24 protein-coding genes are annotated in these 23,946 nt (G+C 59.6%); 15 read left to right on the top strand and 9 right to left on the bottom strand.

Annotated features, from left to right (window positions below; translation table 11 throughout):
- Positions 1-31: 31 nt before the first annotated feature.
- The 3 genes from hisC to ACR0I0_RS15880 are packed head-to-tail and all read left to right on the top strand — an operon-like array spanning position 32 to position 2,864.
- Positions 32-1,117 (top strand): histidinol-phosphate transaminase, encoded by a 1,086-nt coding sequence (hisC, locus tag ACR0I0_RS15890; protein ID WP_480492171.1) that lies wholly within the window; start codon positions 32-34, stop codon positions 1,115-1,117.
- A complete protein-coding gene (locus ACR0I0_RS15885; RefSeq protein WP_171634530.1) occupies positions 1,114-2,034 on the top strand; it encodes a prephenate/arogenate dehydrogenase family protein in 921 nt (306 codons plus the stop codon). Before hisC ends, ACR0I0_RS15885 begins: the two co-directional genes overlap by 4 nt.
- Complete coding sequence (locus ACR0I0_RS15880) at positions 2,031-2,864, top strand: extensin-like domain-containing protein (RefSeq protein ID WP_171634528.1); 834 nt, start codon at positions 2,031-2,033, stop codon at positions 2,862-2,864. Before ACR0I0_RS15885 ends, ACR0I0_RS15880 begins: the two co-directional genes overlap by 4 nt.
- On the opposite strand, the gene ACR0I0_RS15875 is transcribed toward ACR0I0_RS15880, so the two are convergent.
- Positions 2,861-3,859, bottom strand: a complete 999-nt coding sequence (locus tag ACR0I0_RS15875; RefSeq protein ID WP_480492168.1) for a DUF2125 domain-containing protein — start codon at positions 3,857-3,859, stop codon at positions 2,861-2,863. The genes ACR0I0_RS15880 and ACR0I0_RS15875 overlap by 4 nt on opposite strands.
- A 66-nt stretch (positions 3,860-3,925) precedes the next feature.
- Between ACR0I0_RS15875 and ACR0I0_RS15870 the strand changes: the two genes are divergently transcribed.
- The 3 genes from ACR0I0_RS15870 to ACR0I0_RS15860 all read left to right on the top strand — a co-directional run bounded on the left by ACR0I0_RS15870 (position 3,926) and on the right by ACR0I0_RS15860 (position 7,450).
- Positions 3,926-4,456 (top strand): gamma-glutamylcyclotransferase, encoded by a 531-nt coding sequence (locus ACR0I0_RS15870; RefSeq protein ID WP_152459021.1) that lies wholly within the window; start codon positions 3,926-3,928, stop codon positions 4,454-4,456.
- 69 nt (positions 4,457-4,525) lie between these two features.
- Entirely contained in the window at positions 4,526-5,704 is a 1,179-nt protein-coding gene (locus tag ACR0I0_RS15865; protein ID WP_480492166.1) for a biopolymer transporter ExbB, read from the top strand.
- A 3-nt stretch (positions 5,705-5,707) separates the two neighbouring features.
- Positions 5,708-7,450: a peptidoglycan -binding protein gene (locus ACR0I0_RS15860; protein ID WP_480492164.1), complete on the top strand. Its 1,743-nt coding sequence runs from the start codon at positions 5,708-5,710 to the stop codon at positions 7,448-7,450.
- A gap of 49 nt (positions 7,451-7,499) precedes the next feature.
- Here ACR0I0_RS15860 and ACR0I0_RS15855 read toward each other — a convergent pair whose 3' ends face one another.
- From ACR0I0_RS15855 to gloB, 3 genes are all read right to left on the bottom strand, one after another.
- A complete protein-coding gene (locus ACR0I0_RS15855) occupies positions 7,500-8,387 on the bottom strand; it encodes a YHYH protein (protein WP_480492162.1) in 888 nt (295 codons plus the stop codon).
- Between the two features lie 138 nt (positions 8,388-8,525).
- Positions 8,526-10,850 carry an ATP-dependent Clp protease ATP-binding subunit ClpA gene (gene clpA / locus ACR0I0_RS15850; RefSeq protein ID WP_171168952.1) on the bottom strand — a complete coding sequence of 775 codons (2,325 nt, stop codon included), beginning with the start codon at positions 10,848-10,850 and terminating at the stop codon, positions 8,526-8,528.
- A 174-nt stretch (positions 10,851-11,024) separates the two neighbouring features.
- On the bottom strand, positions 11,025-11,792 hold the full coding sequence (gene gloB, locus ACR0I0_RS15845) for a hydroxyacylglutathione hydrolase (RefSeq protein WP_210092749.1): 768 nt from the start codon (positions 11,790-11,792) through the stop codon (positions 11,025-11,027).
- 61 nt (positions 11,793-11,853) lie between these two features.
- Here gloB and ACR0I0_RS15840 point away from each other — a divergent pair, with 61 nt between their 5' ends.
- The 7 genes from ACR0I0_RS15840 (at position 11,854) to ACR0I0_RS15810 (ending at position 18,213) form a co-directional block, all read left to right on the top strand.
- Positions 11,854-12,588: a class I SAM-dependent methyltransferase gene (locus tag ACR0I0_RS15840; RefSeq protein WP_171634510.1), complete on the top strand. Its 735-nt coding sequence runs from the start codon at positions 11,854-11,856 to the stop codon at positions 12,586-12,588.
- A gap of 300 nt (positions 12,589-12,888) precedes the next feature.
- The gene (locus ACR0I0_RS15835; RefSeq protein WP_171722736.1) at positions 12,889-13,449 is read left to right on the top strand and encodes a F0F1 ATP synthase subunit delta; all 561 of its coding nucleotides are present in this window, start codon (positions 12,889-12,891) and stop codon (positions 13,447-13,449) included.
- A complete protein-coding gene (gene atpA / locus ACR0I0_RS15830; RefSeq protein WP_152459013.1) occupies positions 13,450-14,988 on the top strand; it encodes a F0F1 ATP synthase subunit alpha in 1,539 nt (512 codons plus the stop codon).
- Between the two features lie 15 nt (positions 14,989-15,003).
- Positions 15,004-15,882, top strand: a complete 879-nt coding sequence (locus tag ACR0I0_RS15825; protein WP_152459012.1) for a F0F1 ATP synthase subunit gamma — start codon at positions 15,004-15,006, stop codon at positions 15,880-15,882.
- Between the two features lie 18 nt (positions 15,883-15,900).
- Positions 15,901-17,325, top strand: coding sequence for a F0F1 ATP synthase subunit beta (atpD, locus tag ACR0I0_RS15820; RefSeq protein WP_152459011.1), 1,425 nt, complete (start codon positions 15,901-15,903; stop codon positions 17,323-17,325).
- Between the two features lie 12 nt (positions 17,326-17,337).
- The gene (locus ACR0I0_RS15815; RefSeq protein WP_171168948.1) at positions 17,338-17,748 is read left to right on the top strand and encodes a F0F1 ATP synthase subunit epsilon; all 411 of its coding nucleotides are present in this window, start codon (positions 17,338-17,340) and stop codon (positions 17,746-17,748) included.
- Positions 17,749-17,862: 114 nt separating this feature from the next.
- On the top strand, positions 17,863-18,213 hold the full coding sequence (locus ACR0I0_RS15810) for an H-type lectin domain-containing protein (RefSeq protein WP_171634501.1): 351 nt from the start codon (positions 17,863-17,865) through the stop codon (positions 18,211-18,213).
- 44 nt (positions 18,214-18,257) lie between these two features.
- Here the strand turns inward: ACR0I0_RS15810 and rpiB are convergent, their stop codons facing one another.
- Together rpiB and ACR0I0_RS15800 are read right to left on the bottom strand one after the other, a co-directional pair.
- Complete coding sequence (rpiB, locus tag ACR0I0_RS15805) at positions 18,258-18,707, bottom strand: ribose 5-phosphate isomerase B (protein WP_171634498.1); 450 nt, start codon at positions 18,705-18,707, stop codon at positions 18,258-18,260.
- A gap of 103 nt (positions 18,708-18,810) precedes the next feature.
- The gene (locus tag ACR0I0_RS15800) at positions 18,811-19,830 is read right to left on the bottom strand and encodes a ribose-phosphate pyrophosphokinase (protein WP_117872500.1); all 1,020 of its coding nucleotides are present in this window, start codon (positions 19,828-19,830) and stop codon (positions 18,811-18,813) included.
- Between the two features lie 107 nt (positions 19,831-19,937).
- On the opposite strand from ACR0I0_RS15800, the gene ACR0I0_RS15795 reads away from it, so the two are divergent.
- Together ACR0I0_RS15795 and ACR0I0_RS15790 are read left to right on the top strand one after the other, a co-directional pair.
- Positions 19,938-20,540 carry a 2-hydroxychromene-2-carboxylate isomerase gene (locus ACR0I0_RS15795; protein WP_171722737.1) on the top strand — a complete coding sequence of 201 codons (603 nt, stop codon included), beginning with the start codon at positions 19,938-19,940 and terminating at the stop codon, positions 20,538-20,540.
- Positions 20,537-21,370, top strand: a complete 834-nt coding sequence (locus tag ACR0I0_RS15790; RefSeq protein WP_480492160.1) for an alpha/beta fold hydrolase — start codon at positions 20,537-20,539, stop codon at positions 21,368-21,370. The genes ACR0I0_RS15795 and ACR0I0_RS15790 overlap by 4 nt, the downstream gene beginning before the upstream one ends.
- On the opposite strand, the gene ACR0I0_RS15785 is transcribed toward ACR0I0_RS15790, so the two are convergent.
- Genes ACR0I0_RS15785 through ACR0I0_RS15775 form a run of 3 tightly spaced genes read right to left on the bottom strand, consistent with a single transcriptional unit; the run spans position 21,357 to position 23,793 of the window.
- Positions 21,357-22,391, bottom strand: a complete 1,035-nt coding sequence (locus ACR0I0_RS15785; protein WP_171722739.1) for a threonine aldolase family protein — start codon at positions 22,389-22,391, stop codon at positions 21,357-21,359. The two genes, ACR0I0_RS15790 and ACR0I0_RS15785, sit on opposite strands and share 14 nt — an antisense overlap.
- Positions 22,391-22,864, bottom strand: a complete 474-nt coding sequence (locus ACR0I0_RS15780) for a YcgN family cysteine cluster protein (RefSeq protein ID WP_171206268.1) — start codon at positions 22,862-22,864, stop codon at positions 22,391-22,393. The genes ACR0I0_RS15785 and ACR0I0_RS15780 overlap by 1 nt, the downstream gene beginning before the upstream one ends.
- Positions 22,861-23,793 (bottom strand): bifunctional riboflavin kinase/FAD synthetase, encoded by a 933-nt coding sequence (locus ACR0I0_RS15775; protein ID WP_209832259.1) that lies wholly within the window; start codon positions 23,791-23,793, stop codon positions 22,861-22,863. Before ACR0I0_RS15775 ends, ACR0I0_RS15780 begins: the two co-directional genes overlap by 4 nt.
- Positions 23,794-23,946: the final 153 nt, after the last annotated feature.

Here is a 23,946-nt window from a genome sequence, read left to right as displayed (position 1 = left end):
GGTATGAGAGGCCCATTCAACGGAGCCTCTCATGACCAAGATCACCCCACAACCCGGCATTATGGACATCGCGCTGTATCAGGGCGGTCAGTCGCATGTGGCGGGAGTGGAGCATGTGATCAAGCTGAGCTCGAACGAGAACCCGTTTGGACCCAGCCCCAAGGCCATAGAGGCGGTGCGCGACAGCGCGGCCACTCTGCATCGTTATCCCAGCACCGACCACGCGAGCCTGCGCGCGGCCATCGGCGCACGCCATGGGCTGGACCCGGCGCGGATCATCTGCGGTGTCGGCAGCGACGAGGTATTGCAATTCGTCGCCCAGGCCTACGCGGGGCCGGGGGACGAGGTGATCTATACCGAGCACGGGTTTTCCATGTACCCGATCATCGCCCGCATGGCCGGCGCGACGCCGGTCATGGTGGCCGAACGTGACCGCAAGGTGGATGTGGATGCCATTCTCGCCGCGGTGACGGGGCAGACGCGGATCGTGTTTGTCACCAACCCCGGAAATCCAACTTCGACCATGATCCCGAACGACGAACTGGAACGTCTGGCGCTGGGTCTGCCCGACACCTGCCTGATGGTTCTTGATGGCGCTTATGCGGAGTTTGTCGATGGGTTCGATGGCGGGGCGTCGCTGGTTGACGCCCATGAGAATGTAATCATGACGCGCACCTTCTCAAAAGTGTACGGGCTGGGCGGTATGCGTGTCGGATGGGGCTATGCGCACCGCCCGATCATCGACGTGCTGAACCGGGTGCGCCAGCCCTTCAACCTGTCAATGACCGCATTGGCGGCGGCTGAAGCTGCGGTAAACGATGTGGAATTCCTGACCTTCTGTCAGGCCGAAAACGCGCGCCTTCGTGTGTGGCTGGCCGATCAATTGGCCAAGACAGGCGTGCCGTCGGACCCGTCCTGCACCAACTTCATCCTAGCGCGTTTCGCCGATCAGGCCGAGGCCGAGGCCTGCGATGACTACCTGAAAACGCAGGGTTTGATTGTCCGCCGGGTTGCAGGCTACAACCTGCCGAACGCCTTGCGGATCACCGTGGGCGACGAAGAAGTCTGCCGCCGTGTGGTTGCGGCGATCACTGCATTCAAAGAGGGCGCAGCATGAGCCAGATTTACGACCGCGTTGCGCTGATCGGGCTGGGCCTGATTGCTTCGTCCATGTTCTGGGCGATGAAACGTGCAGGGCTGGCCGGGGAAGTGACGGGTTATGCCCGGTCTGAAAAGTCCCGTGAAACCGCGCGCAGGATCGGATTGTGTGACCGTGTTTGCGACACGGCACGCGAGGCGGTTGAAGGCGCCGATCTTGTCGTGCTCTGCGTGCCTGTGGGGGCTATGGGCGCAGTTGCAGAAGAAATTGCACCCGTGCTGAAACCCGGTGCCACCGTTACGGATGTGGGTTCGGTCAAGCGGGGCGTCATTCGGGCGGTACAGCCTCATATCCCCGACGGAGTGCATTTCGTTCCCGCGCATCCCTTGGCAGGGACCGAGCATTCCGGCCCTGAATCCGGGTTTGCCGAACTGTTTGACAATCGCTGGTGCCTGTTGGTCCCGGTCGAGGGTTCGGACCCGGATGCCATTGCCCGTCTGCGCGCGCTCTGGGAGGGCATGGGGTCGAATGTCGATGAGATGGATGCGGATCACCACGATCTGGTCCTCGCCGTAACGTCCCATGCGCCGCACCTGATTGCCTACACGATGGTTGGCGTGGCCGACGATCTGCGACGGGTAACCGACAGCGAAGTCATCAAATATTCGGCCGCCGGCTTCCGCGACTTCACCCGGATTGCCGCGTCCGACCCGATCATGTGGCGGGATGTGTTCCTGTCCAACAAGGATGCGACGCTGGAAATCCTGGGCCGGTTCACCGAAGAGCTTTTTGCCCTGCAACGCGCCATACGCACTGGCGACGGCGATCATTTGTTTGACTACTTCACCCGCACCCGTGCTATTCGTCGCGGCATCATCGATGCCGGGCAGGATACGGATGCGCCGGACTTTGGGCGGGGAAAGGCAAGTTCATGAGACTGCGCTGGGGGCATATTCTGATTGGGGTCGTTGCTTTGAGCGCCGCGCCGGTTCATGCCGCGCCCCTTGACCAGTCTTTGGTGCCCCTCATGCGCCCTTTGACTGTTCAGCAGGCTGTCAGCGCGCCTGCCCCTTCTGACATTGCCAACCTGCGTCCGGTTTCGCGTCCGGTTTCGCCGCAAGTCACGGCTGCGGCGGCGCGCCCGTCGGAGCTGCCACTTCTGGGGCCGGACACATCCTTGATGCCTTATTTGCGACCCGAGTCTGTCGAGCAGCAGGTGTTGTTCAAAAGGCGCAAGCTGCGCAAAGGGTCTGTTTGCGGGGATATTGCCATTCAAGGCAAACCTGTTGGCCGTGTGGGCAGCAAGAATTCAGCCTGTGGTGTCAAGGATGCGGTGCAGATCACCTCGGTTTCGGGTGTGATGCTCAGCCGCCCCTCGACGATGGATTGCGGCACCGCCATTGCGTTGAACAAGTGGGTCGACAAGACCGTCAAACCCACCTTCAAACGCCGCGGGCCCGTGGTCGAGCTGCAAATCGCCGCCCATTATGCCTGCCGAACCCGCAACAACCGCAAAGGTGCGCGGATATCCGAACATGGCAAGGGTCGTGCGATCGATATCTCAGGTTTCAAAATGGCTGACGGTGAGGTGGTGACCGTCCTGAACGGGTGGCGCAAGAACCCGTCTCAGAAACAGCTCAAGAAGATCTGGCGCGGGGCGTGCGGCCCGTTTGGTACCGTGCTGGGGCCGAATTCCGATCGCTATCACAAGGATCATTTCCACCTTGATACGGCCCGCTATCGCAGCGGACCTTACTGCCGTTAACGCAGGATCAGACGCGGGGCAGGGCCCAAAGGCAATGGCCCGAGCGCCACGAAACCATCGCGGAAATTCAGTTGCAGATCCAGCGCGTTGGGGTTTCCGCCCAGCCCTGCCAGAAAGTTCAGCCCTCGGGTGACGGGATCAACGGCCTGATCGGGCAGGGCACCCGCCGCGTTTGCCATTGCGATCATATCCCGCCAGTTTTCGGCTTTGACGGCAATCTCTCCGGTCGGGATACCTTGGGCGTCCACATCCAGATCGCCGGTCGCGAACAGGCGCAGCTCACCCCATTTGATCTCGGCCAGACGCAGATCGATGGCCACGGGCTGCGGACGGCTGTCTTCGAGGGCGGACCGGCTCCAAACCTTGTCGAAAGTGGTGACCATATCCAGTTCCAGCGTCTCAAAGCTCTGCGGTAACGAACTTGCGGAATGCATCAGGGCCCGCAGTTTTTCCCCCGGTGTAAACCCATCCGCGCGGGCCGTGATGGAATAGGTTTCTGAAATTGGCGTTTGTTCCATGATCAGGCTCAGCGTGTCGCCCGAGGCCAGCGTGGTGGAGTTTTCCGTCACCGACCAGGCCTCGGCCGTCAAAGCCATTTTCTCCAGCATGAGCGAGACGCCGGGCTGCAATTGCAGCTCGGCCAGCAATTCGTCGGCCACAATTGTTGATGTCTGGTCGAAATATGACAGGCGTTGCGGTGTGTCCGCAAACCGCAATATCTGACGACCGGGCCAGATGGCTGGGCTTTTGAACTCGATCCAATCCGCGCTCCATGCCGTGCCGTTCACCGGATCCGCCAGTGCCGGATTGTTCAGACGGGTCATGTGGTGGGTCGGATAGCCCGCTGTCGCGACATTCGAGAAATCCGCTTGCCAGCCGCGCGCCTCCTGCTGTTCGAACCAGCCAGTGATCGCAGAGCGCAGGCCATACCCGGCCACGAACCAATAGGCGCTCCATGCCAGGGAAACAAAAATCAACACTCGTATCATACGCATTCGAAAGGCCCTTTTTCCCGCCTTGGAATTGATGTTTATAGGCCGAAACAGGCAAGGACCAGTGCAATGACGATGTGGGTATTCGGATATGGATCGCTGCTGTGGAATCCGGGCTTTCCGGTGGCACGCAGCGAACGCGCGACACTTCATGGTTATTCCCGCTCCTTCTGCATGAGCTCGATCCACCATCGCGGGACCGAAGAAAAACCCGGCCTGGTGCTGGCACTGGACGAACAGGAGAACGCAAGTTGCACCGGTTTGGCCCTTGCGGTCGAGGCGGGTCACGAAGACCGTACGCTGCACGAGCTGCGCGAGCGCGAGCTGATTTCCTCGGCCTATGTTGAACGTATGCTGGATGTGCACCTGGAAAACGGCGAAATCGTCAATGCCGTTACCTATGTGATCGATGCCGACCACGTCCAGTATTGCGGCGGGATGCCGTTGGAGGAACAGGCCCGGATCATCGCTCATGCGGTTGGCGGGCGCGGTCCGAATGACGAATACCTTTACAACACCGTAGAACATCTGGCCGAGATCGGGCTGCGTGACCATGATCTTGAGTGGTTGGCGCAACGGGTGCGCGACATCACCGCATAAACTCTTGGCGTCACGCGCGGAATCCCGCTAGATTCGACGCAAAGCAGGCAAATACCGGGAACCACGCGCATGGCGCAGGCACATCAGGGCGCGAGACCCCATTTCTCGCATCCCATTCGACAAATTCTGTTGATGTTGATGGCGATCGGCTTGTCCGGGCTGGGCGTGTTTCTGGCACTGCCTTACGTATTGCCGGTTTTCTATGCCAATCCGTATCTGAATGGTTTCATTCTGATCGTATTTCTTATCGGCGTCCTCGCTTGTTTTTATCAGGTTACGCAACTGATCGGGTCCGTGCGCTGGATCGAGGCCTTTGTCGGGGGCGTCGTTCGCGAAGATGCGCGCACACCGCAATTGCTGGCGCCTTTGGCTTCGCTGCTGCGGGAGAGAGGCGCGCGCTCACAGATCAGTTCCACCTCAACCCGGTCCATTCTGGACTCCGTGGCCGAGCGTGTCGAAGAAGAACGGGAAATCACGCGTTATATAACCAATGTTCTGATCTATTTGGGTCTGCTGGGTACATTCTTTGGCCTGGCGACAACCGTTCCAGCCATTGTCGACACCATCCGCAGCCTGAACCCGCAGGAAGGCGAAGAGGGGCTGGCCGTCTTCAATCGCCTGATGACCGGACTCGAGGCGCAGTTGCAGGGGATGGGCGTTGCGTTCGGGTCCTCTCTGCTGGGCTTGGCGGGATCGCTGATTGTTGGTCTGCTCGAAGTGTTTGCCGGGCACGGGCAGAACCGTTTCTATCGCGAGCTCGAAGAATGGCTGTCCTCGATCACCCGCGTCGGATTTGCCGGTGGTGAAGAGGGCGGGGCAGAGATCGCCGTACTGACACCTGTGCTGGATGCCATGTCCGAACAGATGGATGCGTTGCAGGATCTGTTTGCCGCTCAGGAAAGCGAGCGGGCTGAGGTTTCGGCCAAGCTGGGGCAACTGGTCGATGTGATTGCCGAGATGAACTATCGCCAGGCCAATACCGAAAGCGTCACTTCGGCTGTGGAGCGTGTTGCGCTGGGGCAGGATGCGTTGCTTGACCACATGCGCGAACACGGTTCAGGCGATGGCATCGATGCCGAAAGCCGGATGCGCCTGCGCTCGATGGACGTGCAGTTGCTGCGCATTCTCGAAGAGATTTCGGCGGGTCGTCAGGAAAGCATGAACGAATTCCGCAAGGATATCGAACTGCTGGTCAAGGCCCTGACCCTGCCGCGGGGCGCGGTGCGCACCACGCCGGAAGGAGAGTAACCCATGGCGCTGTCCCGCCGCACCGGTCAACGCTTCCAGGGCTCGGTCTGGCCCGGATTCGTGGACGCGATGACCGGGCTGCTGATGGTGCTGACATTCGTTTTGACCATCTTCATGGTGATTCAGTTCGTTCTGCGCGAAACCATTTCGGGTCAGGAAGACGAACTGACGACGCTGGCAGACGAGGTTGCTGCGCTTGCGGGCGCGCTGGGTTTGGAAGAGCGTGAAAACAGCCGCTTGCAGGCAAGGCTGGGTGCGTTGAACACGACGCTGTCGCAGGCCGAAGACGATCTGGCGCAAGCGCAGTCGCTGATCGCCTCACTGACCACCGAACGCGACCGTCAGGCCGCCGCGTTGGATCAGGCGCAGACCCGTATCACGAATTTCGAAGCACAGGTTGCGGCGCTGCTTGCCGAGCAGGAACAGGCTTTGGGCGACATCGCAGCGCTTGAGACTGTGCGCGAGCAATTGCTGACGGAACAAGAGGCGCTGAACCTTGCCCTTGCACAAAGTCGCGAGGAAATCGATGCGCAGACGGAAGCTGCCCGATTGGCAGCCGCCCGCCGCGAGGCACTGGAAGCATTGGTTGCGGATCTGGAGCAAAGCGGCGATGAACGCGCGGCGGAAATCGCCACCCTTGAACAGCAACTGAGCGATGAAGAAGCCGCCCGCCTGGCCGAAGCCGCTGCTGCCGAGGCATTGCGAAACCGCCTTCAGGATGCGGATGCCGAGCTGACGGCCATGACGCTCGCGTTGGAGGCACAACGCAAAGAGGCCGAAGATACGCTGACCCTTCTGGCCGCCGCGCAAGCCGCGCGGGCCGAGCTTGAGCGACAATTCGGCGACGTGAATCCTGATGAATTGCGCGCCCAGCTCGAAGCCGCCCTGGAGGCGCAAACGCAAGCGCAGGCGGATGCTGATGAACAACGCACCCTGGCCGAACAAAGGCAGGCTTTGCTGGCTCTGGCAGAATCGACATTGTCGGAAGAGAAAGAAATCTCAGCCGAGGCCCAGCGTGAGGCGGCTCTTCTCAACCAGCAGATTGCCGCGCTGCGCGGGCAGTTGGGGTCCTTGCAGGCCCTGCTGGACGATTTCGAAGAGCGCAACGAGGCCGCCGAGATCCAAATCCAGACTTTGGGTCAGGACCTGAATGCCGCGCTGGCCCGTGCCGCTTCGGAAGAACGCCGGCGCCGCCTGCTGGAAGAAGCCGAGCGCCTGCGTCTCGAGGCCGAGGCCGAAGCACTGGCCGGTCAGAATGAGGAACTGGCAGCGCAGGCGGAAGATCTGCAACGCTATCGTTCGGAATTTTTCGGACGTCTCCGGGATGTCCTTGGCGATCAGGAAGGTGTGCGGATTGAAGGTGACCGCTTTGTCTTTTCATCCGAGGTTTTGTTTCCGACAGGATCAGCCGTGCTGTCCGCGGAAGGGCAGCAGGAGGTTGCGAAAGTTGCCAACATCCTGCGCAGTGTCGCCGCTGAAATTCCGCCCGGTCTGAACTGGGTGATCCGGGTCGACGGCCATACCGACAACGTTCCGCTGGCCGGTTCGGGCCGATACCGGGACAACTGGGAACTCAGCCAGGGTCGCGCGTTGTCTGTTGTGCGCTATATGGTCGACGCGCTGGGCATCCCACCCAATCGTCTGGCGGCAAACGGGTTTGGTGAATTCCAGCCGGTCAATCCGGCTGACACGCCCGAGGCGCGGGCACAGAACCGCCGGATCGAGCTGAAACTCACGGAAAGATAGCAAACCCTTGCCTCTTGCCTGGGTAATCTGCGTGATGGGATCAAACCGATTACCGTCTGCCAAAGCGAAAGCTTTGATCCGGAGTGCCCATGAAGCAGCGGGGTACCACGGGGTAATCCTCGGTCAGAAAATACGCATAGGTTCCTGAAGGGTATTCTGCTGAAACGGTGAAGACGCCGTTGCATTGGTCCAAATTGCCGTGACCCTGAACAAAAACGTAGTCCTCGTTGAAGGTGCCGTCATGCCGCCCGCCCGGCGCAGCGCCACCCGGCCGGTTGCCGGGTTTCAGACGATAGGACGACGTCATTTCGGTCACTTTGCCCCCTACGACGCCAGTGACGGCATATATCGGGAAACCATCTGCGGCATAGCCGATCAAGGGTGAATGCTCGGACGGTGACCATCCCAGCAGCTTGACCAACCCCGTCGGTACACCGTGATAGTGATACTTTCCGTTCGGCTGTACATGCGCATAATTGGCGTCCAATCCCAAGGAAACAGCGCCACCCAGAGCATTGTAGGACCACCCGGACCTGGGGTCGCCATGCCAAAACTCGGCCGCCAGCGGGTCGAACACAACCCCGTTGAGTGACACGCCAAAGTTCCACCCCATTTGCAGCGGCGTGATTGCACCTTTGGTCGTTGGATTTGCAGGCAATTTCAACTTGACCTTCTGCTGTTCGATCTGGTGCGGATTGCCTTGGTTTGGAAACCGGCCAACCAGATGATCAGGAATGCCGTTGCCCGTCACTTTGATTTTTCCGCCTTTTTCTTTCACCGAGGCGCTGCTTTTCCCGGGGTTTTCGGTTGCTGGTACCAACCTCAGCGTTTCTGCGGTCGTTTCGTCGTGATAGCGAAACCTGTGCTGTGCAGTTGCCACAGCGGCAACGGTGGATAGGGCAAAGGCGGCGCCCCAGAGAATTGAAATTTTGCTCACGTGTCGATCCCTGTCTTGCGTTCATCATTGAAGATGACACGCGGCAGAAGTCTTTTTCCGTCGCACTTTATGCTGTCAGCAGAGAAAAAGCCCGGCGATGGGGATCGCCGGGCTTTGAAGGAGTTGTCTGTATTTTGGTCAGTCTGCCGTCAACAGAGGTGGTTTGTCTCCTGAAATGCGCCGTTGGTCCGGGCCAAGAATTTCAAGATCCAGTTCGCCCTTCTTGACCGAGACACGAACCACGCCGCCCTTGGCCAGCTTGCCGAACAACAGCTCTTCGGCCAGCGGCTTCTTAATGTGCTCCTGAATCACGCGACCCAGCGGGCGTGCACCCATCTTGTCGTCATATCCCTTGTCGGCCAGCCACTCGGCAGCTTTTGGGGTCAGGTCGATGGTCACGCCACGATCCAGCAGTTGTGCCTCAAGCTGTAGGACGAATTTCTCGACCACCTGCAAAATGACCTCTTTCGGCAGCGGTGCGAAGGAGATCACGGCATCCAGACGGTTGCGGAATTCCGGTGTGAACATACGCTCGATCGCGGCCGTGTCTTCGCCTTCGCGCCGATCGCGACCGAAGCCGATGGCGGCTTTGGCCTGTTCCTGCGCGCCCGCGTTCGAGGTCATGATCAGCACCACGTTGCGGAAATTCACCGTGCGGCCGTTGTGATCGGTCAACTCGCCATGGTCCATCACCTGCAGCAGGATGTTGAACACGTCCGGGTGGGCCTTTTCGATCTCATCCAGCAGCAACACGCAGTGCGGATGCTGGTCAACACCGTCGGTCAGCAAACCACCCTGATCAAACCCGACATAGCCCGGAGGGGCACCGATCAGGCGGCTGACGGCATGTTTCTCCATGTATTCCGACATGTCGAAACGCAGCAGTTCCACACCCAGGGTATCTGCAAGCTGTTTCGCCACCTCGGTCTTGCCAACCCCCGTCGGACCGGCAAACAGATAGTTGCCGATGGGTTTTTCAGGTTCGCGCAGACCGGCGCGGGCCAGTTTGATCGCGCTGGACAGCGCCTCGATTGCCAGATCCTGACCAAACACCACCCGTTTCAGCGATGCTTCGAGGTCTTTCAGCACCAACGCATCATCCTTGGTGACGTTCTTGGGCGGAATGCGCGCGATCTTGGCGACAACCGCCTCGATCTCTTTGACGCCAATGGTCTTGCGCCGCTTGCTTTCCGCGACCAGATGCTGCGCCGCGCCGGCCTCGTCGATCACATCGATGGCCTTGTCGGGCAGCTTGCGGTCGTTGATGTAACGCGCCGACAGTTCGACCGCCGTCTTGATCGCATCGGCGGTGTATTTGATGTCATGATGCTCTTCGAAATAAGGCTTCAGCCCGCGCAAGATCTTTACGCTGTCTTCTACCGAAGGCTCGTTCACGTCGATCTTCTGGAACCGGCGGCTCAGCGCACGGTCCTTCTCGAAGTGCTGACGGAACTCTTTGTAGGTGGTCGAGCCCATGGTGCGCAGTTTGCCGCCCTGAAGCGCAGGCTTCAGCAGGTTCGAGGCATCCATAGCCCCACCCGAGGTCGCCCCGGCACCGATCACGGTATGGATTTCGTCGATGAACAACACCGCGTCCGGGTGATCCTCCAGTTCGGTCACAACCGCTTTCAGACGTTCTTCGAAATCACCGCGATAGCGGGTTCCGGCCAGCAGCGCGCCCATGTCCAAGGAATAGATCGTGGTATTGGCCAGCACATCGGGGGCCTCGCCACCGACGATCTTGTGCGCAAGGCCTTCTGCGATGGCGGTCTTGCCCACACCTGGATCCCCCACCAGCAGCGGGTTGTTCTTGCGGCGGCGGCACAGCACCTGGATGCAGCGTTCCACCTCATCCGAGCGTCCGATCAGCGGATCGACATCGCCAGCTCGAGCCTTGGCGTTCAGATCCACGCAGTATTTTCCCAGCGCGCTTTCTTTCTGTTCGGCTTCGCCGGATGTGGTCTGGGCGTCTTCTTCCACCTGATCCGCACCGGATACCGAGCGGCTTTCGCCATAGGCAGGATCCTTGGCGACGCCATGCGCGATGAAATTGACCGCGTCGTAACGGGTCATGTCCTGCTCTTGCAGGAAATAGGCGGCATTGCTTTCGCGTTCGGCGAATATGGCAACCAGAACGTTGGCGCCGGTCACTTCGGTCCGGCCCGAGCTTTGAACGTGGATCGCGGCGCGCTGAATGACGCGCTGGAACGCTGCGGTGGGTACGGCTTCGGATCCGTCGATATCCGTGACCAGATTCGAAAGATCCTCGTCGATGAACTCCACCAAAGTGCTGCGCAGCTCGTCCAGATCGACACTGCACGCTTTCATGACGCGCACGGCATCGGGTTCTTCCAGAAGGGCCAGCAGCAAATGCTCCAGCGTTGCGAATTCATGGCGCCGTTCATTCGCAGCCGCCAGGGCCGCGTGTATGGCTTGTTCCAGTGTGCTCGAGAATGAAGGCACGCGGGTGCTCCTCTGTCTTGGGTCAGAAGGGGGCGGTTTCTTGGCCGGAACCCCATCCCAACCATGTCCTCATACTATTAGAGTTTGGTTGATCGTGGCCCGGCTTCAAGGGTTTTCTTTCACTTGACAGTCACATTTGTTGTGACCGTGGCCCTGAAGAGGAGCAAATAGGCATCAGAACCGGTCTTTTCTAGCCCGAATTTCGGCAAAAACGGCCTCGGGGTCAGCGCCCACCATACCCAATTTCGCCTGAATCGCCGGATCGGCGGCCCTCAGGAACGGATTTGTGGCCTTTTCAAGGGCCAGAGTCGAAGGAACAGTGGCTTTCCCGGCCGCACGCGCGCGGTCGATATCCGCAATGCGATCTTTCAAGGCTTGGTTTTCGGGATCGACTGTAATCGCGAATTTGGCGTTGGATTGTGTGTATTCGTGCCCTGAACAGACCAAAGTGTCGTCCGGCAGGGCGGCCAGCTTGTTCAAAGAGGCCCACATTTGCGCGGGTGTGCCCTCGAACAGGCGCCCACAACCCAGCGCCATCAGGCTGTCGGCGGTGAACACCGCGGAACTCTTCGGCATGTAGAATGCGATATGGCCATCCGTGTGCCCGGAAACGTCCAGAACCTGAACCGGTTCGCCGCCGATCTCGAAACTGTCGCCCTCTTTGACCTGCTGATCCAGCGGCGGCAGGCGATTTGCGTCAGCGGCGGCCCCGATGACCTTTGCCGGCTGTTTGGCCAATATTCCCACCAGCCCGTCCACGTGATCCCAGTGATGATGGGTCAACAGCACATATGACAGCGTCCACCCCCGGTCATCCAACGCCTTCAGGACCGGTGCGGTCTCGGGCGCGTCGATCAGGGCGGTCTGGCCAGTGACGGCGTCATGCGCCAGAAAGGCGTAATTGTCGCTCAGGCACGGGATTGTAACGATTTCAAGAGGCATGGCCTTTTGCCCTTTCATTGCTAGACTGCGCCCAGCTAAGCCGATTGACCGGATGTCCGCAATGCATCTTGATGTACAGGATCTGAGGAACTTCTATTACCGCAGCACGTTGGGGCGTGCGGCGCAGGCGGCTATTCGCGGGCGTCTGATCGAGCTTTGGCCCGAAGCAAAAGGCCAGACAGTGGCGGGATTCGGTTTCGCGGTGCCTTTGCTGCGCCCTTACCTGTCGGATGCGCGCCGGGTCATCGGGTTGATGCCGGGACCACAGGGCGTGATGCCATGGCCGGCAGGCATGCCCAACGTTTCGGTCCTGACCGAAGAAACCCTCTGGCCGATAGAGACCGGCCACGTGGACAAGCTTGTGGTGATGCATGGGCTGGAAACGTCGGAACGGCCAAACCAGTTGCTTGACGAATGTTGGCGCGTGCTGGGCCCCGGTGGCCGGGCCGTCTTCATCGTTCCAAACCGGGCGGGTCTGTGGTCACGGTCGGACAAGACCCCGTTCGGGTTCGGGCGCCCGTACTCTGCAACTCAGCTGGAAAACCAGCTTAAGGCGCATCACTTCCTGCCCGAGGTGCATTGCTCGGCCTTGTATATGCCTCCGTCGTTCCGGCGATTCTGGTTGAAATCCGGCAACCTGATCGAAAAGACCGGCCAGCGGATTCCGACGGTGATGGCGGGTGGGGTGCTGATGGTGGAAGTCAGCAAACATATCCGCCCGCCAAGCGGCAGCGTGACCAAAGACGCGGTCAAAAGACCGATCAAAGCGCTGGACGGCTTGCTGAAGCCCGCCTGAGACCCCGGGCAATTCCACGCGAAAAATTGAGGAAAAAAAGTCACAGGAATCGCAAAAACCTGCATATTCGTAACATTTTTCAACTGGGCCAATGTGTTCAAACCGTCGCACTTGCCGTAAGTTAATGAAAAATAACAATTTGTGGATAAATCCGTTACCGCTATAGCGTATTGCTTGGTTGGTTCGGCTCTGCTACATCCCCGGTGATTTTGATCCCCGACCGTTTGGCCGGGGTTTCTTCACGCCCCCGGGGTAGCTGCCGCACGCGAATTCGGGGCCCAAAATATCGGAAGGGTGGACGTGTCCGAACCAGCTTCGATTTCCACTGGCATCGCCGAGCGCTATGCCACCGCGGTCTTCGAGATCGCAAAAGAGAACAACGACCTTGCAGGTCTGGAATCCGGCATCAATGATCTGGCAGCCGCGCTGGACGACAGTGCAGAGCTGCGCGACCTGATCGCATCGCCGCTGGTTTCCCGCGCTGAACAGGAAGGCGCGATCACTGCGATCGCAGACAAGATGGGTCTGAACGCCATCCTGCGCAACACGCTGGGTCTGATGGCGCAGAAGCGTCGCCTGTTCGTCGTGCCGCAACTGCTGAAGGTTCTGCGCGACATGCTGGCTGATGAGCGTGGCGAAGTGACCGCGGATGTCGCCTCGGCCAAGGCGCTGACCAAGACGCAAATGGAAAAACTGTCCAAGACGCTGTCCGAGCGTGTGGGCAAGACCGTAACTATCAATGCGACCGTGGATGAAAGCCTCATCGGCGGTCTTGTCGTTAAAGTGGGCTCGAAAATGATCGACAGTTCGATCCGTTCGAAGCTGAACTCCCTACAGAATGCAATGAAAGAGGTCGGATAAATGGGAATCCAAGCTGCAGAGATTTCTGCAATCCTGAAGGACCAGATCAAGAATTTTGGTCAGGAAGCCGAAGTGGCCGAGATCGGTCGCGTGCTGAGCGTCGGTGACGGGATTGCCCGTGTATACGGTCTGGACAATGTGCAAGCCGGTGAGATGGTCGAATTCCCCGGCGGCATCATGGGCATGGCGCTGAACCTGGAAAGCGACAATGTCGGTGTCGTTATCTTCGGTTCCGACCGTGACATCAAAGAAGGTGACACCGTCAAGCGTACCAACTCGATCGTGGACGTTCCGATCGGTGACGAGCTGCTGGGCCGCGTTGTGGACGGTCTGGGCAACCCGCTGGACGGCAAAGGCCCGATCAACGCAACCAAGCGTGGCGTTGCAGACGTAAAAGCGCCCGGCATCATCCCGCGTAAATCGGTTCACGAGCCGATGGCAACCGGCCTGAAATCGGTTGACGCGATGATCCCGATCGGCCGTGGCCAGCGTGAGCTGATCATTGGTGACCGTCAGACCGGCAAAACCGCCGTTGCTCTGGACGCCATCCTGAACCAGAAAACCTACAACGACGCAGCAGGCGACGACGAGTCGAAGAAACTGTACTGCGTTTACGTAGCGATCGGTCAAAAGCGTTCGACCGTTGCGCAGCTGGTGAAGAAACTGGAAGAGTCCGGTGCGATTGAATACTCGATCGTTGTGGCCGCAACCGCTTCGGACCCGGCACCGATGCAGTTCCTGGCACCCTACGCCGCAACTGCGATGGCTGAATACTTCCGCGACAACGGCCGCCATGCGCTGATCATCTATGATGACCTGTCGAAACAGGCTGTGTCTTATCGTCAGATGTCGCTGCTGCTGCGTCGTCCGCCCGGACGTGAAGCCTATCCTGGCGACGTTTTCTACCTCCACTCCCGTCTGCTGGAACGTTCGGCGAAGCTGAACGAAGACTTCGGCGCGGGTTCGCTGACCGCTCTGCCGGTTATCGAAACTCAGGGTGGTGACGTTTCGGCGTTTATTCCGACCAACGTGATCTCGATCACCGACGGCCAGATCTTCCTGGAAACCGAACTGTTCTACCAGGGCATCCGTCCTGCCGTGAACACCGGTCTGTCGGTTTCACGTGTGGGCTCTTCGGCTCAGACCAACTCGATGAAGTCGGTTGCCGGTCCGGTTAAGCTGGAACTGGCTCAGTACCGCGAAATGGCGGCCTTTGCGCAGTTCGGTTCCGACCTCGACGCCGCAACCCAGCAGCTGCTGAACCGTGGTGCGCGTCTGACCGAACTGATGAAACAGCCGCAGTACTCGCCGCTGACCAACGCTGAAATCGTCTGCGTCATCTTCGCAGGGACCAACGGTTACCTCGACAAGATCGATGTGTCCGACGTTGGCCGTTACGAAGCTGGCCTGCTGGCACACCTGCGTGGCAAGCACGCGGATCTGCTTCAGTGGATCACGGACGAAGACCCCAAGATCAAGGGTGACGCTTCCGACAAGATCAAGGCTGCGCTGGACGAATACGCCGCAACCTTCGCTTAAGGGAGAGGCGGGCATATGCCAAATCTTAAGGACCTTAAAAACAGGATCGAGTCGGTCAAATCGACCCGCAAGATCACCAAGGCCATGCAGATGGTCGCGGCTGCAAAACTGCGCCGCGCCCAGGAATCTGCCGAAGCCTCGCGTCCATATGCCGAACGGTTCAACGCCGTGATGGCAGGGCTGGCGGCTTCGGTCGGGGGCAGCGACAGCGCCCCCAAGCTGCTCCGTGGTACGGGCAGCGATGATGTCCATCTGCTGGTTGTCATGACAGCTGAACGCGGCCTCTGCGGCGGCTTCAACTCGAACATCGCCAAGCTGGCCCGTGTCAAAGCGGAAGAGCTGCGCCTGAAAGGCAAGACAGTCAAGGTTTTGACTGTCGGCAAGAAGGGCCGCGACGCGCTGAAGCGTGATTTTGGCGATCTGTTCGTTGGACATATCGACCTGAGCGAGGTCAAGCGTCTTGGCTATGCCAACGCGCAGGACATCGCGAAGGACATCCTGTCTCGTTTCGACGGGGGAGAGTTCGACGTGGCCACGATCTTCTACTCGAAGTTCGTCAACGTCGTGACCCAGATCCCGACGGCACAGCAAATCATCCCTGCCTCGTTCGAGGACGAAGCGGCGGGTGACGACAGCGGTGCCATCTTCGACTACGAGCCCAGCGAAGAAGCCATTCTGGCCGACCTGCTGCCCAAGGGGGTTGCGACCGCGATCTTCTCGGCTCTGCTCGAAAACGGAGCGTCTGAACAGGGTGCACGGATGTCCGCGATGGACAACGCGACACGCAACGCGGGTGAGATGATCGACAAACTGACGATCCAGTTCAACCGCTCGCGTCAGGCCGTGATCACCAACGAGCTGATTGAAATTATTTCCGGCGCCGAAGCGCTGTAAGAAAACCGGAGACGAAACATGGCGAATGCAAAAGGCAAAGTCACACAGATCATCGGGGCCGTCGTCGACGTGCACTTCGAAGATCAGCTGCCTGAAATTCTGAACGCGCTGGAAACCACCAACAACGGCAAGCGCCTGGTGTTGGAAGTTGCTCAGCACCTGGGTGAAAACACTGTCCGCACCATCGCGATGGACGCGACCGAAGGTCTGGTCCGCGGTGAGGCCGTGACCGACACCGGCGCACCGATCTCGGTTCCGGTCGGCAACGCCACCCTGGGCCGCATCCTGAACGTGGTTGGCGAACCGATCGACGAAAAGGGCCCGGTCGAAGCCACCGAAACCCGCGCCATCCACCAGCCCGCGCCCGAGTTCGACGAACAGTCGACCGAGTCGGAAATTCTGGTGACCGGCATCAAGGTCGTTGACCTGCTGGCCCCTTACGCCAAAGGCGGCAAGATCGGCCTGTTCGGCGGTGCCGGCGTTGGTAAAACCGTTCTGATCATGGAACTGATCAACAACATCGCAAAAGTGCACTCGGGCTTCTCGGTGTTCGCGGGTGTTGGTGAACGGACCCGTGAAGGCAACGACCTGTACCACGAGATGATCGAATCGAACGTCATCAAACCCGACAACCTGTCGGAAAGCCAAGTGGCCCTGGTTTATGGTCAGATGAACGAGCCTCCGGGTGCGCGTGCACGTGTCGCTCTGACCGGTCTGACCCTGGCGGAACAGTTCCGCGACCAGTCCGGTACCGACGTTCTGTTCTTCGTCGACAACATCTTCCGCTTCACGCAGGCGGGTTCCGAGGTGTCGGCTCTGCTGGGTCGTATTCCTTCGGCGGTGGGCTACCAGCCGACGCTGGCCACCGACATGGGCGCCTTGCAGGAACGCATCACCTCGACCAAGTCGGGATCGATCACCTCGGTTCAGGCGATCTACGTGCCCGCGGACGACCTTACCGACCCTGCGCCGGCAACCTCGTTCGCTCACTTGGACGCGACCACCGTTCTCAACCGTGCGATCTCGGAAAAGGGTATCTACCCTGCGGTTGACCCGCTCGACTCGACCTCGCGTCTGCTCGACCCGGCCATCGTTGGTGAAGAGCACTACAAGGTTGCGACCGACGTTCAGCAGATCCTCCAGCGCTACAAGTCGCTGCAGGACATCATCGCCATCCTCGGCATGGACGAACTGTCGGAAGAGGACAAACTGACCGTGGCACGTGCCCGTAAGATCGAGCGCTTCCTGTCGCAGCCGTTCGACGTGGCCGAAGTCTTTACCGGTTCGCCGGGCGTTCAGGTTCCTCTGGATGTGACCATCGCGTCGTTCAAGGCCGTTGTGGCCGGCGAATACGATCACCTGCCCGAAGCGGCCTTCCTGATGGTTGGCGGCATCGACGAAGTGATCGCCAAAGCGGAGAAGATGGCCGCAGAAGCCGCCTAAGGAGTATCCCTGATGGCAAACACGATGCAATTCGACCTCGTCAGCCCCGAGCGGAGCCTTGCTTCGCTTCAGGCGAGCGCGGTTCAGATTCCCGGCGCGGACGGGGACATGACGGCGATGCCCGATCATGCCCCCACCATCACCACGCTGCGCCCCGGTCTGCTCAAGGTCGAGGCACCCGAAGGGTCCAGCGAATACCTGGTCACCGGCGGGTTTGCCCAGATCAACGGCGACAGCCTGTCAGTTCTGGCCGAAAAGGCCATCCCGGTGGCGGAAGTAACCCGCGCGCATCTGGACGAGCTGATCGCCGAGGCACGCGCCTCGCACGAGGTGGCGAAGGAAAACGGCGAACAGACCATTGTCGACGATGCAGCCAAGCTGCTGGCCGACATGGAAGCGCTTGGAACGCATATGAGCCTGTAACGGGCCCACTAGTGAAAAATTTGAGCGGCCTCGCAATTGCGGGGCCGTTTTTTTGTCGTGCTTTTGCCGAAATGCCGGGGTAAGTTGCGGGAATTCAAGAATAATGATGATAAGATGAAAAAGTTTCTAACCCATCCCATTGGAATTGAGCAGGGTGAAAATGTCCTGTTCTCGGAGTTTGCCGAAGGCGGCGATATGTGGACCGGGCAGGGGCCGCGTGAACGCCGCGCAAACATTCGGTTCAAAGAAGCATTTCGGACCCCGCCTATGGTGCAGATCGGGATCTCGCTGTGGGATGTCGACACGTCCTCGGCGCTGCGCGCAGAGGTTCAGGCCGAACATATCACTGCCGAGGGTTTTGACGCAGTATTCCGGACCTGGTCCGACACTCGGATTGCCCGCATCCGGGCAAGCTGGACCGCGATAGGAGAGGTGGCACACCCGGACGACTGGAATATTTCCTGATCCGGGTTCGCCATGTTTTCAGGCGTTTGAACGACTGATTGGGTTCAGTCGTCCTGCGCTTCGATCATGTCCACGCGTGTGGCGTGGCGGCCGCCTTCGAATTCGGCATTCAGAAACGCGTCAACGATGTCCAGCGCCAGACCCTCACCGACAACCCGCGCGCCAATCGACAGCATGTTGGCGTTGTTGTGCTGGCGGATCATGCGGGCCGAGAATGCGTCGGAACAAACGCCACAGCGAATGCCGGGCACTTTGTTCGCAGCCATCATGATACCCTGCCCAGTGCCGCAGAGGACGATACCCAAGCTGCAATCGCCCGAGGCAACGGCCTGCGCTGCGGCCTTGCCGTGCTTGGGGTAATGGGTGCTTTCCGGGGTTGTCGGGCCGATATCAACCACGTCCCAACCTTGCTGTGCGATGTGGTTGGCCACGGACTGGCGCAGCTCGATCGCCGCGTGATCGCTGGAAAGAACAATACGTTTGTTGGCAGTCATGGAGGTGATTCCACTTGTGTCGCCGATCGCGCCCCATGGTCAGATATCCGCGCAATCGGTATTTCAGATATCAGGGGGCGACATGTTCAGTCGCCCCTGTTGCTCAATCCATCTGATACATGGATTCGTAGATCGGGGTCAGCGTCTTGTCTTCGAACAGCGAAGACACACTGGTTCCGTTCCAGATATTCAGGATCGCCTGGGTGAAGATCGGCGCAGTCGGAACGATGCGGATGTTCTTTGCCTTCAAAATCTCTTTGGTCGGCTGGATCGTGTCGGTCAGCACCAGCGACTTCATGACCGAGTTCGTCACCCGCTCGACCGCGGGGCCGCTCATGACACCATGCGTGATGTAGGAGTGAACTTCCTTGGCACCATTGTCCAACAGGACCTGCGCGGCCTTGCAAAGTGTTCCGGCGGTGTCACACATATCGTCGACGATCAGGCAGATCTTGTCCTTCACATCTCCGATAACGGTCATTTCAGCGACTTCGCCTGCTTTCTCACGCCGCTTGTCAACGATCGACAAAGGGGCATTGATGCGCTTGGCCAGTTCACGCGCGCGCGCCACGCCGCCCACGTCGGGTGAAACCACCATGATCTCATCCAGATTGTCCTTGAACTGGTTTTTGACATCCAGCGCAAAGATCGGCGAGGCGTACAGATTGTCGACGGGCATATCGAAAAACCCCTGAATCTGCGCGGCATGAAGATCCATCGTCAGAATCCGCTCGATCCCTGCGCCGGTCAGCATATTGGCCACCAGCTTGGCGCTGATGGGCGTGCGGGCCTTGGTGCGGCGATCCTGGCGGGCATAGCCGAAATAGGGGATCACGGCCGTGATCCGTTGCGCCGACGAGCGGCGCAGTGCGTCGGCGATGATCAGCAGCTCCATCAGGTTGTCGTTGGCCGGGTTCGAGGTCGGCTGGATAATGAACATATCCTCGCCGCGTACGTTCTCGAACACTTCGACGAAGATCTCGCCATCGTTGAACCGTTCGACGCGTGCATCGACCAATCCCTGGTCGACACCGCGATACAGGCTCATGCGACGGGCGATGGTTTTGGCAAGTGGAAGGTTGGCGTTCCCAGCGATAAGCTTGGGTTCGTGAAGTGTCGGCATCGGCTGAGGTCCCCGGGCAGCAATGGCAATGTGACAGATTCGTGATGTTGACACCGCTTAGCATGGCCTTACCGTCCCGCAAAGGTAACGCAGCGGAGAAAGTGAACATGACCCGGATTGACTACTTTTTTGCGACAATTTCGCCCTACAGCTATCTTGCGGGGAACCGGCTGGAAGAGATTGCGGCGAAACACGACGCAACGATTAACTACAAGCCGCTGGACATCATGGCCCTGTTCGCACGTACCGGGGGCACGCCGCCGAAAGACCGTCATGTATCGCGCATCGAATACCGCGCTCAAGAGTTGCTGCGCCAATCGAAGAATCTGGGGATGGAGTTCAACCTGCAACCGGCGCACTGGCCGACCAACATGGCGCCGTCCTCCTATGCGATCATCGCCGCGATCAAGGATGGTTCGGGCGACGTGGGCAAGTTGTGCCAGTTGATACTGCGCGCCTGCTGGGCCGAAGAAAAGGACGTCGCTCAGGATGATGTGATCCGGGACTGCCTGGCAAATGCCGGGTTTGACCCGGAACTGGCCAACAGCGGTCTGCTGGTCGGGGCCGAAACCTATGCCGCCAATCTGGAAGAAGCCGTGGATCGCGGCGTGTTCGGCGCGCCGTTCTACATCACGCCGGATGGTCAACGCTTCTGGGGGCAGGATCGCCTGGATGATCTGGATCGGCATCTGTCCGAGATCGATGGATGACAGCCCCGACGGCGATGCAATCCGGTTTCGTGAGACGATTGGGTGACGGAGGGCGCAATTTGCTTGCCCTTCATTGCACCATTGCACATTCCGGCGCGTGGTCCGGCCTGGCCAAGGCATTGGATGGCAGCGTGTGTCTTGTTGCACCGGACATGCTGTCTCATGGGCGCAGTCCGGATTGGGACGGTCAAAGCGATTTCTTTGACGCTGTGACAGAGCTGGCGGCGGTCGAATTGACCGAGCCCACGGATCTGGTCGGCCATTCCTTTGGGGCGATCGTTGCGCTCAGACTGGCCATCGAGCACCCGGACCGTATTCGAAGTTTGACCCTGATTGAGCCTGTGTTCTTTGCGGTGGCAAAACAGGACGCGCCCGGTTTCTACGATCAGCACCTGCGAGAGTCCCAGCCGATTGAAGCAGCGTTCCAAGCAGGCGACGAAGCGCTGGCCGCGCGGTTGTTCAACCGGATGTGGAGCTCTGGCATCAGCCCCAAATGGCATGACCTGCCAGAGCGGACGCGCGCCAGCATGGTACGTGGGATTCATGTTGTTCCCGCGTCTTATCCCGTTCTGTACGATGACCGGGAAGGGTTGCTTGACCCCGACAGATGCAAGCGCGTATCGATGCCAACCCTGTTGCTGAGCGGATCAAAGACCCACCCGACGATCCCCGCAATCTGTAAAGGATTGCAGCGTCGTCTGCCGAACGCACGCCATGAAGTCGTTCAAGGTGCGGGGCATATGCTGCCCATTTCGCACCCCCTTGAAACCGCCGTGCTGCTTCAGGAGTTCTGGAAAGCTGGCCACGGGGCGGGTGTTACAACAGGCTGAGAAACTGATCGATCTCGGCTGTTCCGATCGACCAGTCGCAGACCAGTCTGCACGCAAGGCTTTCATCGTCATCGTCACCTTCCAGCTCGGCCCCCCAAAGGTGGTAGATTGCCCCGGCCTCATGCAGCTGTTTGTGCTTCGCGCGTGAAAAAGCGGCAAAGACCATATTGGCCTGCGGTTCGTGCAGGAACTCGGCCCCTTTTGCACGCAAGCCATCGGCCAGCCGGGCACAGTTTGCATTGGCCTGACGCGCCAGCTTCAGCCACAGATCATCATCAAGATAGGCCGCCATCTGAGCGGACAGGTAGCGATGCTTGGAAAACAGATGCGCCCCGCGTTTGCGCCGCAGCTCGAATTCCCAGGCCTTGCTCTCGTCAAAGAACACCACGGCCTCGACGCCCATCAGGCCGTTTTTGGTACCACCGAAGCTGACTGCATCCACCCCGGCTTTCCATGTCATGTCAGCCGGAGAGCAATTCAGGGCCACCAGGGCATTGCTGAACCGGGCCCCATCCAGATGGACGGGCAAGCCATATTCCTTTGCGACCCCGCACAGCGCCTGCAACTCCTCCAGCGAATAGACCGATCCGCGCTCGGTGACCTGGGTGATCGACACCGGCCCGCGCTGCGGCCCGTGAACACCACGGGTTTCTTCGCCCAAGATGGACCCGCGCAGCGCGTCCGGCGCCATCTTGTCACCGCCGGGAACAAGGGTCAGCTTGGCCCCGGTGTAAAACTCGGGCGCGTTGCACTCGTCTTCGTGAATATGGGCAACCGGAGAGCAGAAGATCGTTTCCCAAGGGTTGGACAATGTGGCAAGAGCCAGAGAATTTGCCGCTGTCCCCGTCGCCACCAGATAGACGGCCGCCCCCGGAGCTTCAAAGATGCTGCGAATGCGGTCACGCACCTCGTTCATCATCGTGTCGGCGCCATAGGCCATCTGATAGCCCTGATTGGCCTCGGCCAGTTTGGCCATGACCTGCGGGTGAACCGGCCCGGAATTGTCAGATGCGAAATACATCAGCTAGGCTCCTCGATAATGTAGTCTTCCCACTCTTCCATGGGGGTTTCGAACTCGGACACCGTGCGCCCTCGGACCGACACGCCTGCGGCGTGCACGGTTTCCGGCGTACCAGACAACAATGGGTGCCAGTCGTAAAGCGGTTTGCCCTCCCACAGCAGCCGATAGGCGCAGGTTTGCGGCAACCAATAGGCGTGTTCGTCGATATTGTCGGGCGTCATGACGATGCATTCAGGGACGAATTGATGCCGGATGTCGTATTGCGTGCAGCGGCAGCTTTCATCGTCCAGCAGGCGGCAGGCGACGCAGGTCAGGGCAACTTCGCCCGAGTCTTCATCTTCCAGCTTGTTGAGGCAGCACTTGCCGCAGCCGTCACACAGGGCCTCCCACTCGCGCTGGTTCATCTTGCGCAGCGGTTTGCGTTCCCAGAACCGGGCGGGCAGGCCGGTGCGTTCAATCGGATCGGCGCTCATAGGGCGGCCAGAATGCCCCGGGCCTGTTCACAATCGGCATTCATCTGCGCGATCAGACCATCCAGCCCGTCAAATGTCATTTCAGGGCGCAGGAATTCGATCAGCCCCACCGACAAGGTCGCCCCGTACAGGTCGCCGGAAAAGTCGAACAGGAAGGTTTCGATATTTGGCACTTCGCCATGGAACATCGGGCGGACCCCAACCGAGGCCGCGCCGTTATAACTGCCCTGATGCGGGCCATCCAGCACGTCGACCAATACGGCGTAGACACCGAACTTGGGCGGGTGGAGCCCTTCGATGGACATGTTCGCGGTTGGGAAACCCAGCTCCCTCCCGCGCTGCTCGCCCCCGATCACCTCGCCTTCGATCCTGTGCCAATGGCCCAGCATCGCGGCGGCATCCTTTGGGCGACCCTCGCTCAACGCGGTTCGGATGGCGGTTGACGAGACCACGTTTTCCGACCGCTGCATCAAAGGGGCGATCGTCACGCCAAATCCCATCTCTTGCCCGAACCGAACCAGATCGTCAGCCGTCCCGCTGCGGCCCTTGCCAAAACAGAAATCGGCCCCGACCACGACATGGGACAGGCCCAGCCCGTCACAAATCACGTTGCGCGCGAATTCATCGGGGGAAAGCCCGGCCAGCGCCGCGTTGAACGGCAGTTCATACAGTTTCTTCACACCCAGTTTCTCAAGCCGATGCGCCCGCGCATTGCCGCGCATCAGGCGGAACGGAGGAGAGTCCGGCGCAAAGTATTCACGCGGATGCGGCTCGAAGGTCATGACCCCCAGTGGCGCATCCGGGGCCGCGTCGCGGGCCAGTTCGATCACCGACTGGTGCCCCACATGAACGCCATCAAAATTCCCGATCGCAACGCTGGCGCCGCGATCTTCTGGCTCGACAAACTGGAAATCCCGGATGATGTGCATAGGCGATTGCGTAGCGTTGCGTTGCGATTTGTTCAAGCGGCAGTTTGAATTCAAGGCACCGGTCCTGGCGAAACACACCAAAACCATTTGCCGGACATGATTGCACACGGGGCATCCCTGGAATGCTGTACAACATTTGGTCAACTGCTTGAT

This window comes from Ruegeria sp. AG6 (assembly GCF_056541565.1).
The sequence above is the reverse complement of the archived record's forward strand: the minus strand, read 5'-3'. Positions and strand labels throughout refer to the sequence as shown.

Excerpts from the sequence above, each read along its gene's own strand:
- ACR0I0_RS15875 (WP_480492168.1), bottom strand. The coding sequence starts at position 3,859 with ATGCGTATGATACGAGTGTTGATTTTTGTTTCCCTGGCATGGAGCGCC.
- rpiB (WP_171634498.1), bottom strand. The coding sequence starts at position 18,707 with ATGACTGCCAACAAACGTATTGTTCTTTCCAGCGATCACGCGGCGATC.
- ACR0I0_RS15885 (WP_171634530.1), top strand. The coding sequence starts at position 1,114 with ATGAGCCAGATTTACGACCGCGTTGCGCTGATCGGGCTGGGCCTGATT.
- atpA (WP_152459013.1), top strand. The coding sequence starts at position 13,450 with ATGGGAATCCAAGCTGCAGAGATTTCTGCAATCCTGAAGGACCAGATC.
- ACR0I0_RS15840 (WP_171634510.1), top strand. The coding sequence starts at position 11,854 with ATGCATCTTGATGTACAGGATCTGAGGAACTTCTATTACCGCAGCACG.
- ACR0I0_RS15795 (WP_171722737.1), top strand. The coding sequence starts at position 19,938 with ATGACCCGGATTGACTACTTTTTTGCGACAATTTCGCCCTACAGCTAT.
- ACR0I0_RS15865 (WP_480492166.1), top strand. The coding sequence starts at position 4,526 with ATGGCGCAGGCACATCAGGGCGCGAGACCCCATTTCTCGCATCCCATT.
- ACR0I0_RS15810 (WP_171634501.1), top strand. The coding sequence starts at position 17,863 with ATGAAAAAGTTTCTAACCCATCCCATTGGAATTGAGCAGGGTGAAAAT.
- ACR0I0_RS15870 (WP_152459021.1), top strand. The coding sequence starts at position 3,926 with ATGACGATGTGGGTATTCGGATATGGATCGCTGCTGTGGAATCCGGGC.
- ACR0I0_RS15825 (WP_152459012.1), top strand. The coding sequence starts at position 15,004 with ATGCCAAATCTTAAGGACCTTAAAAACAGGATCGAGTCGGTCAAATCG.
- ACR0I0_RS15880 (WP_171634528.1), top strand. The coding sequence starts at position 2,031 with ATGAGACTGCGCTGGGGGCATATTCTGATTGGGGTCGTTGCTTTGAGC.
- ACR0I0_RS15860 (WP_480492164.1), top strand. The coding sequence starts at position 5,708 with ATGGCGCTGTCCCGCCGCACCGGTCAACGCTTCCAGGGCTCGGTCTGG.
- ACR0I0_RS15790 (WP_480492160.1), top strand. The coding sequence starts at position 20,537 with ATGACAGCCCCGACGGCGATGCAATCCGGTTTCGTGAGACGATTGGGT.
- ACR0I0_RS15815 (WP_171168948.1), top strand. The coding sequence starts at position 17,338 with ATGGCAAACACGATGCAATTCGACCTCGTCAGCCCCGAGCGGAGCCTT.
- ACR0I0_RS15785 (WP_171722739.1), bottom strand. The coding sequence starts at position 22,391 with ATGTATTTCGCATCTGACAATTCCGGGCCGGTTCACCCGCAGGTCATG.
- ACR0I0_RS15800 (WP_117872500.1), bottom strand. The coding sequence starts at position 19,830 with ATGCCGACACTTCACGAACCCAAGCTTATCGCTGGGAACGCCAACCTT.
- hisC (WP_480492171.1), top strand. The coding sequence starts at position 32 with ATGACCAAGATCACCCCACAACCCGGCATTATGGACATCGCGCTGTAT.
- gloB (WP_210092749.1), bottom strand. The coding sequence starts at position 11,792 with ATGCCTCTTGAAATCGTTACAATCCCGTGCCTGAGCGACAATTACGCC.
- atpD (WP_152459011.1), top strand. The coding sequence starts at position 15,901 with ATGGCGAATGCAAAAGGCAAAGTCACACAGATCATCGGGGCCGTCGTC.
- ACR0I0_RS15775 (WP_209832259.1), bottom strand. The coding sequence starts at position 23,793 with ATGCACATCATCCGGGATTTCCAGTTTGTCGAGCCAGAAGATCGCGGC.
- ACR0I0_RS15780 (WP_171206268.1), bottom strand. The coding sequence starts at position 22,864 with ATGAGCGCCGATCCGATTGAACGCACCGGCCTGCCCGCCCGGTTCTGG.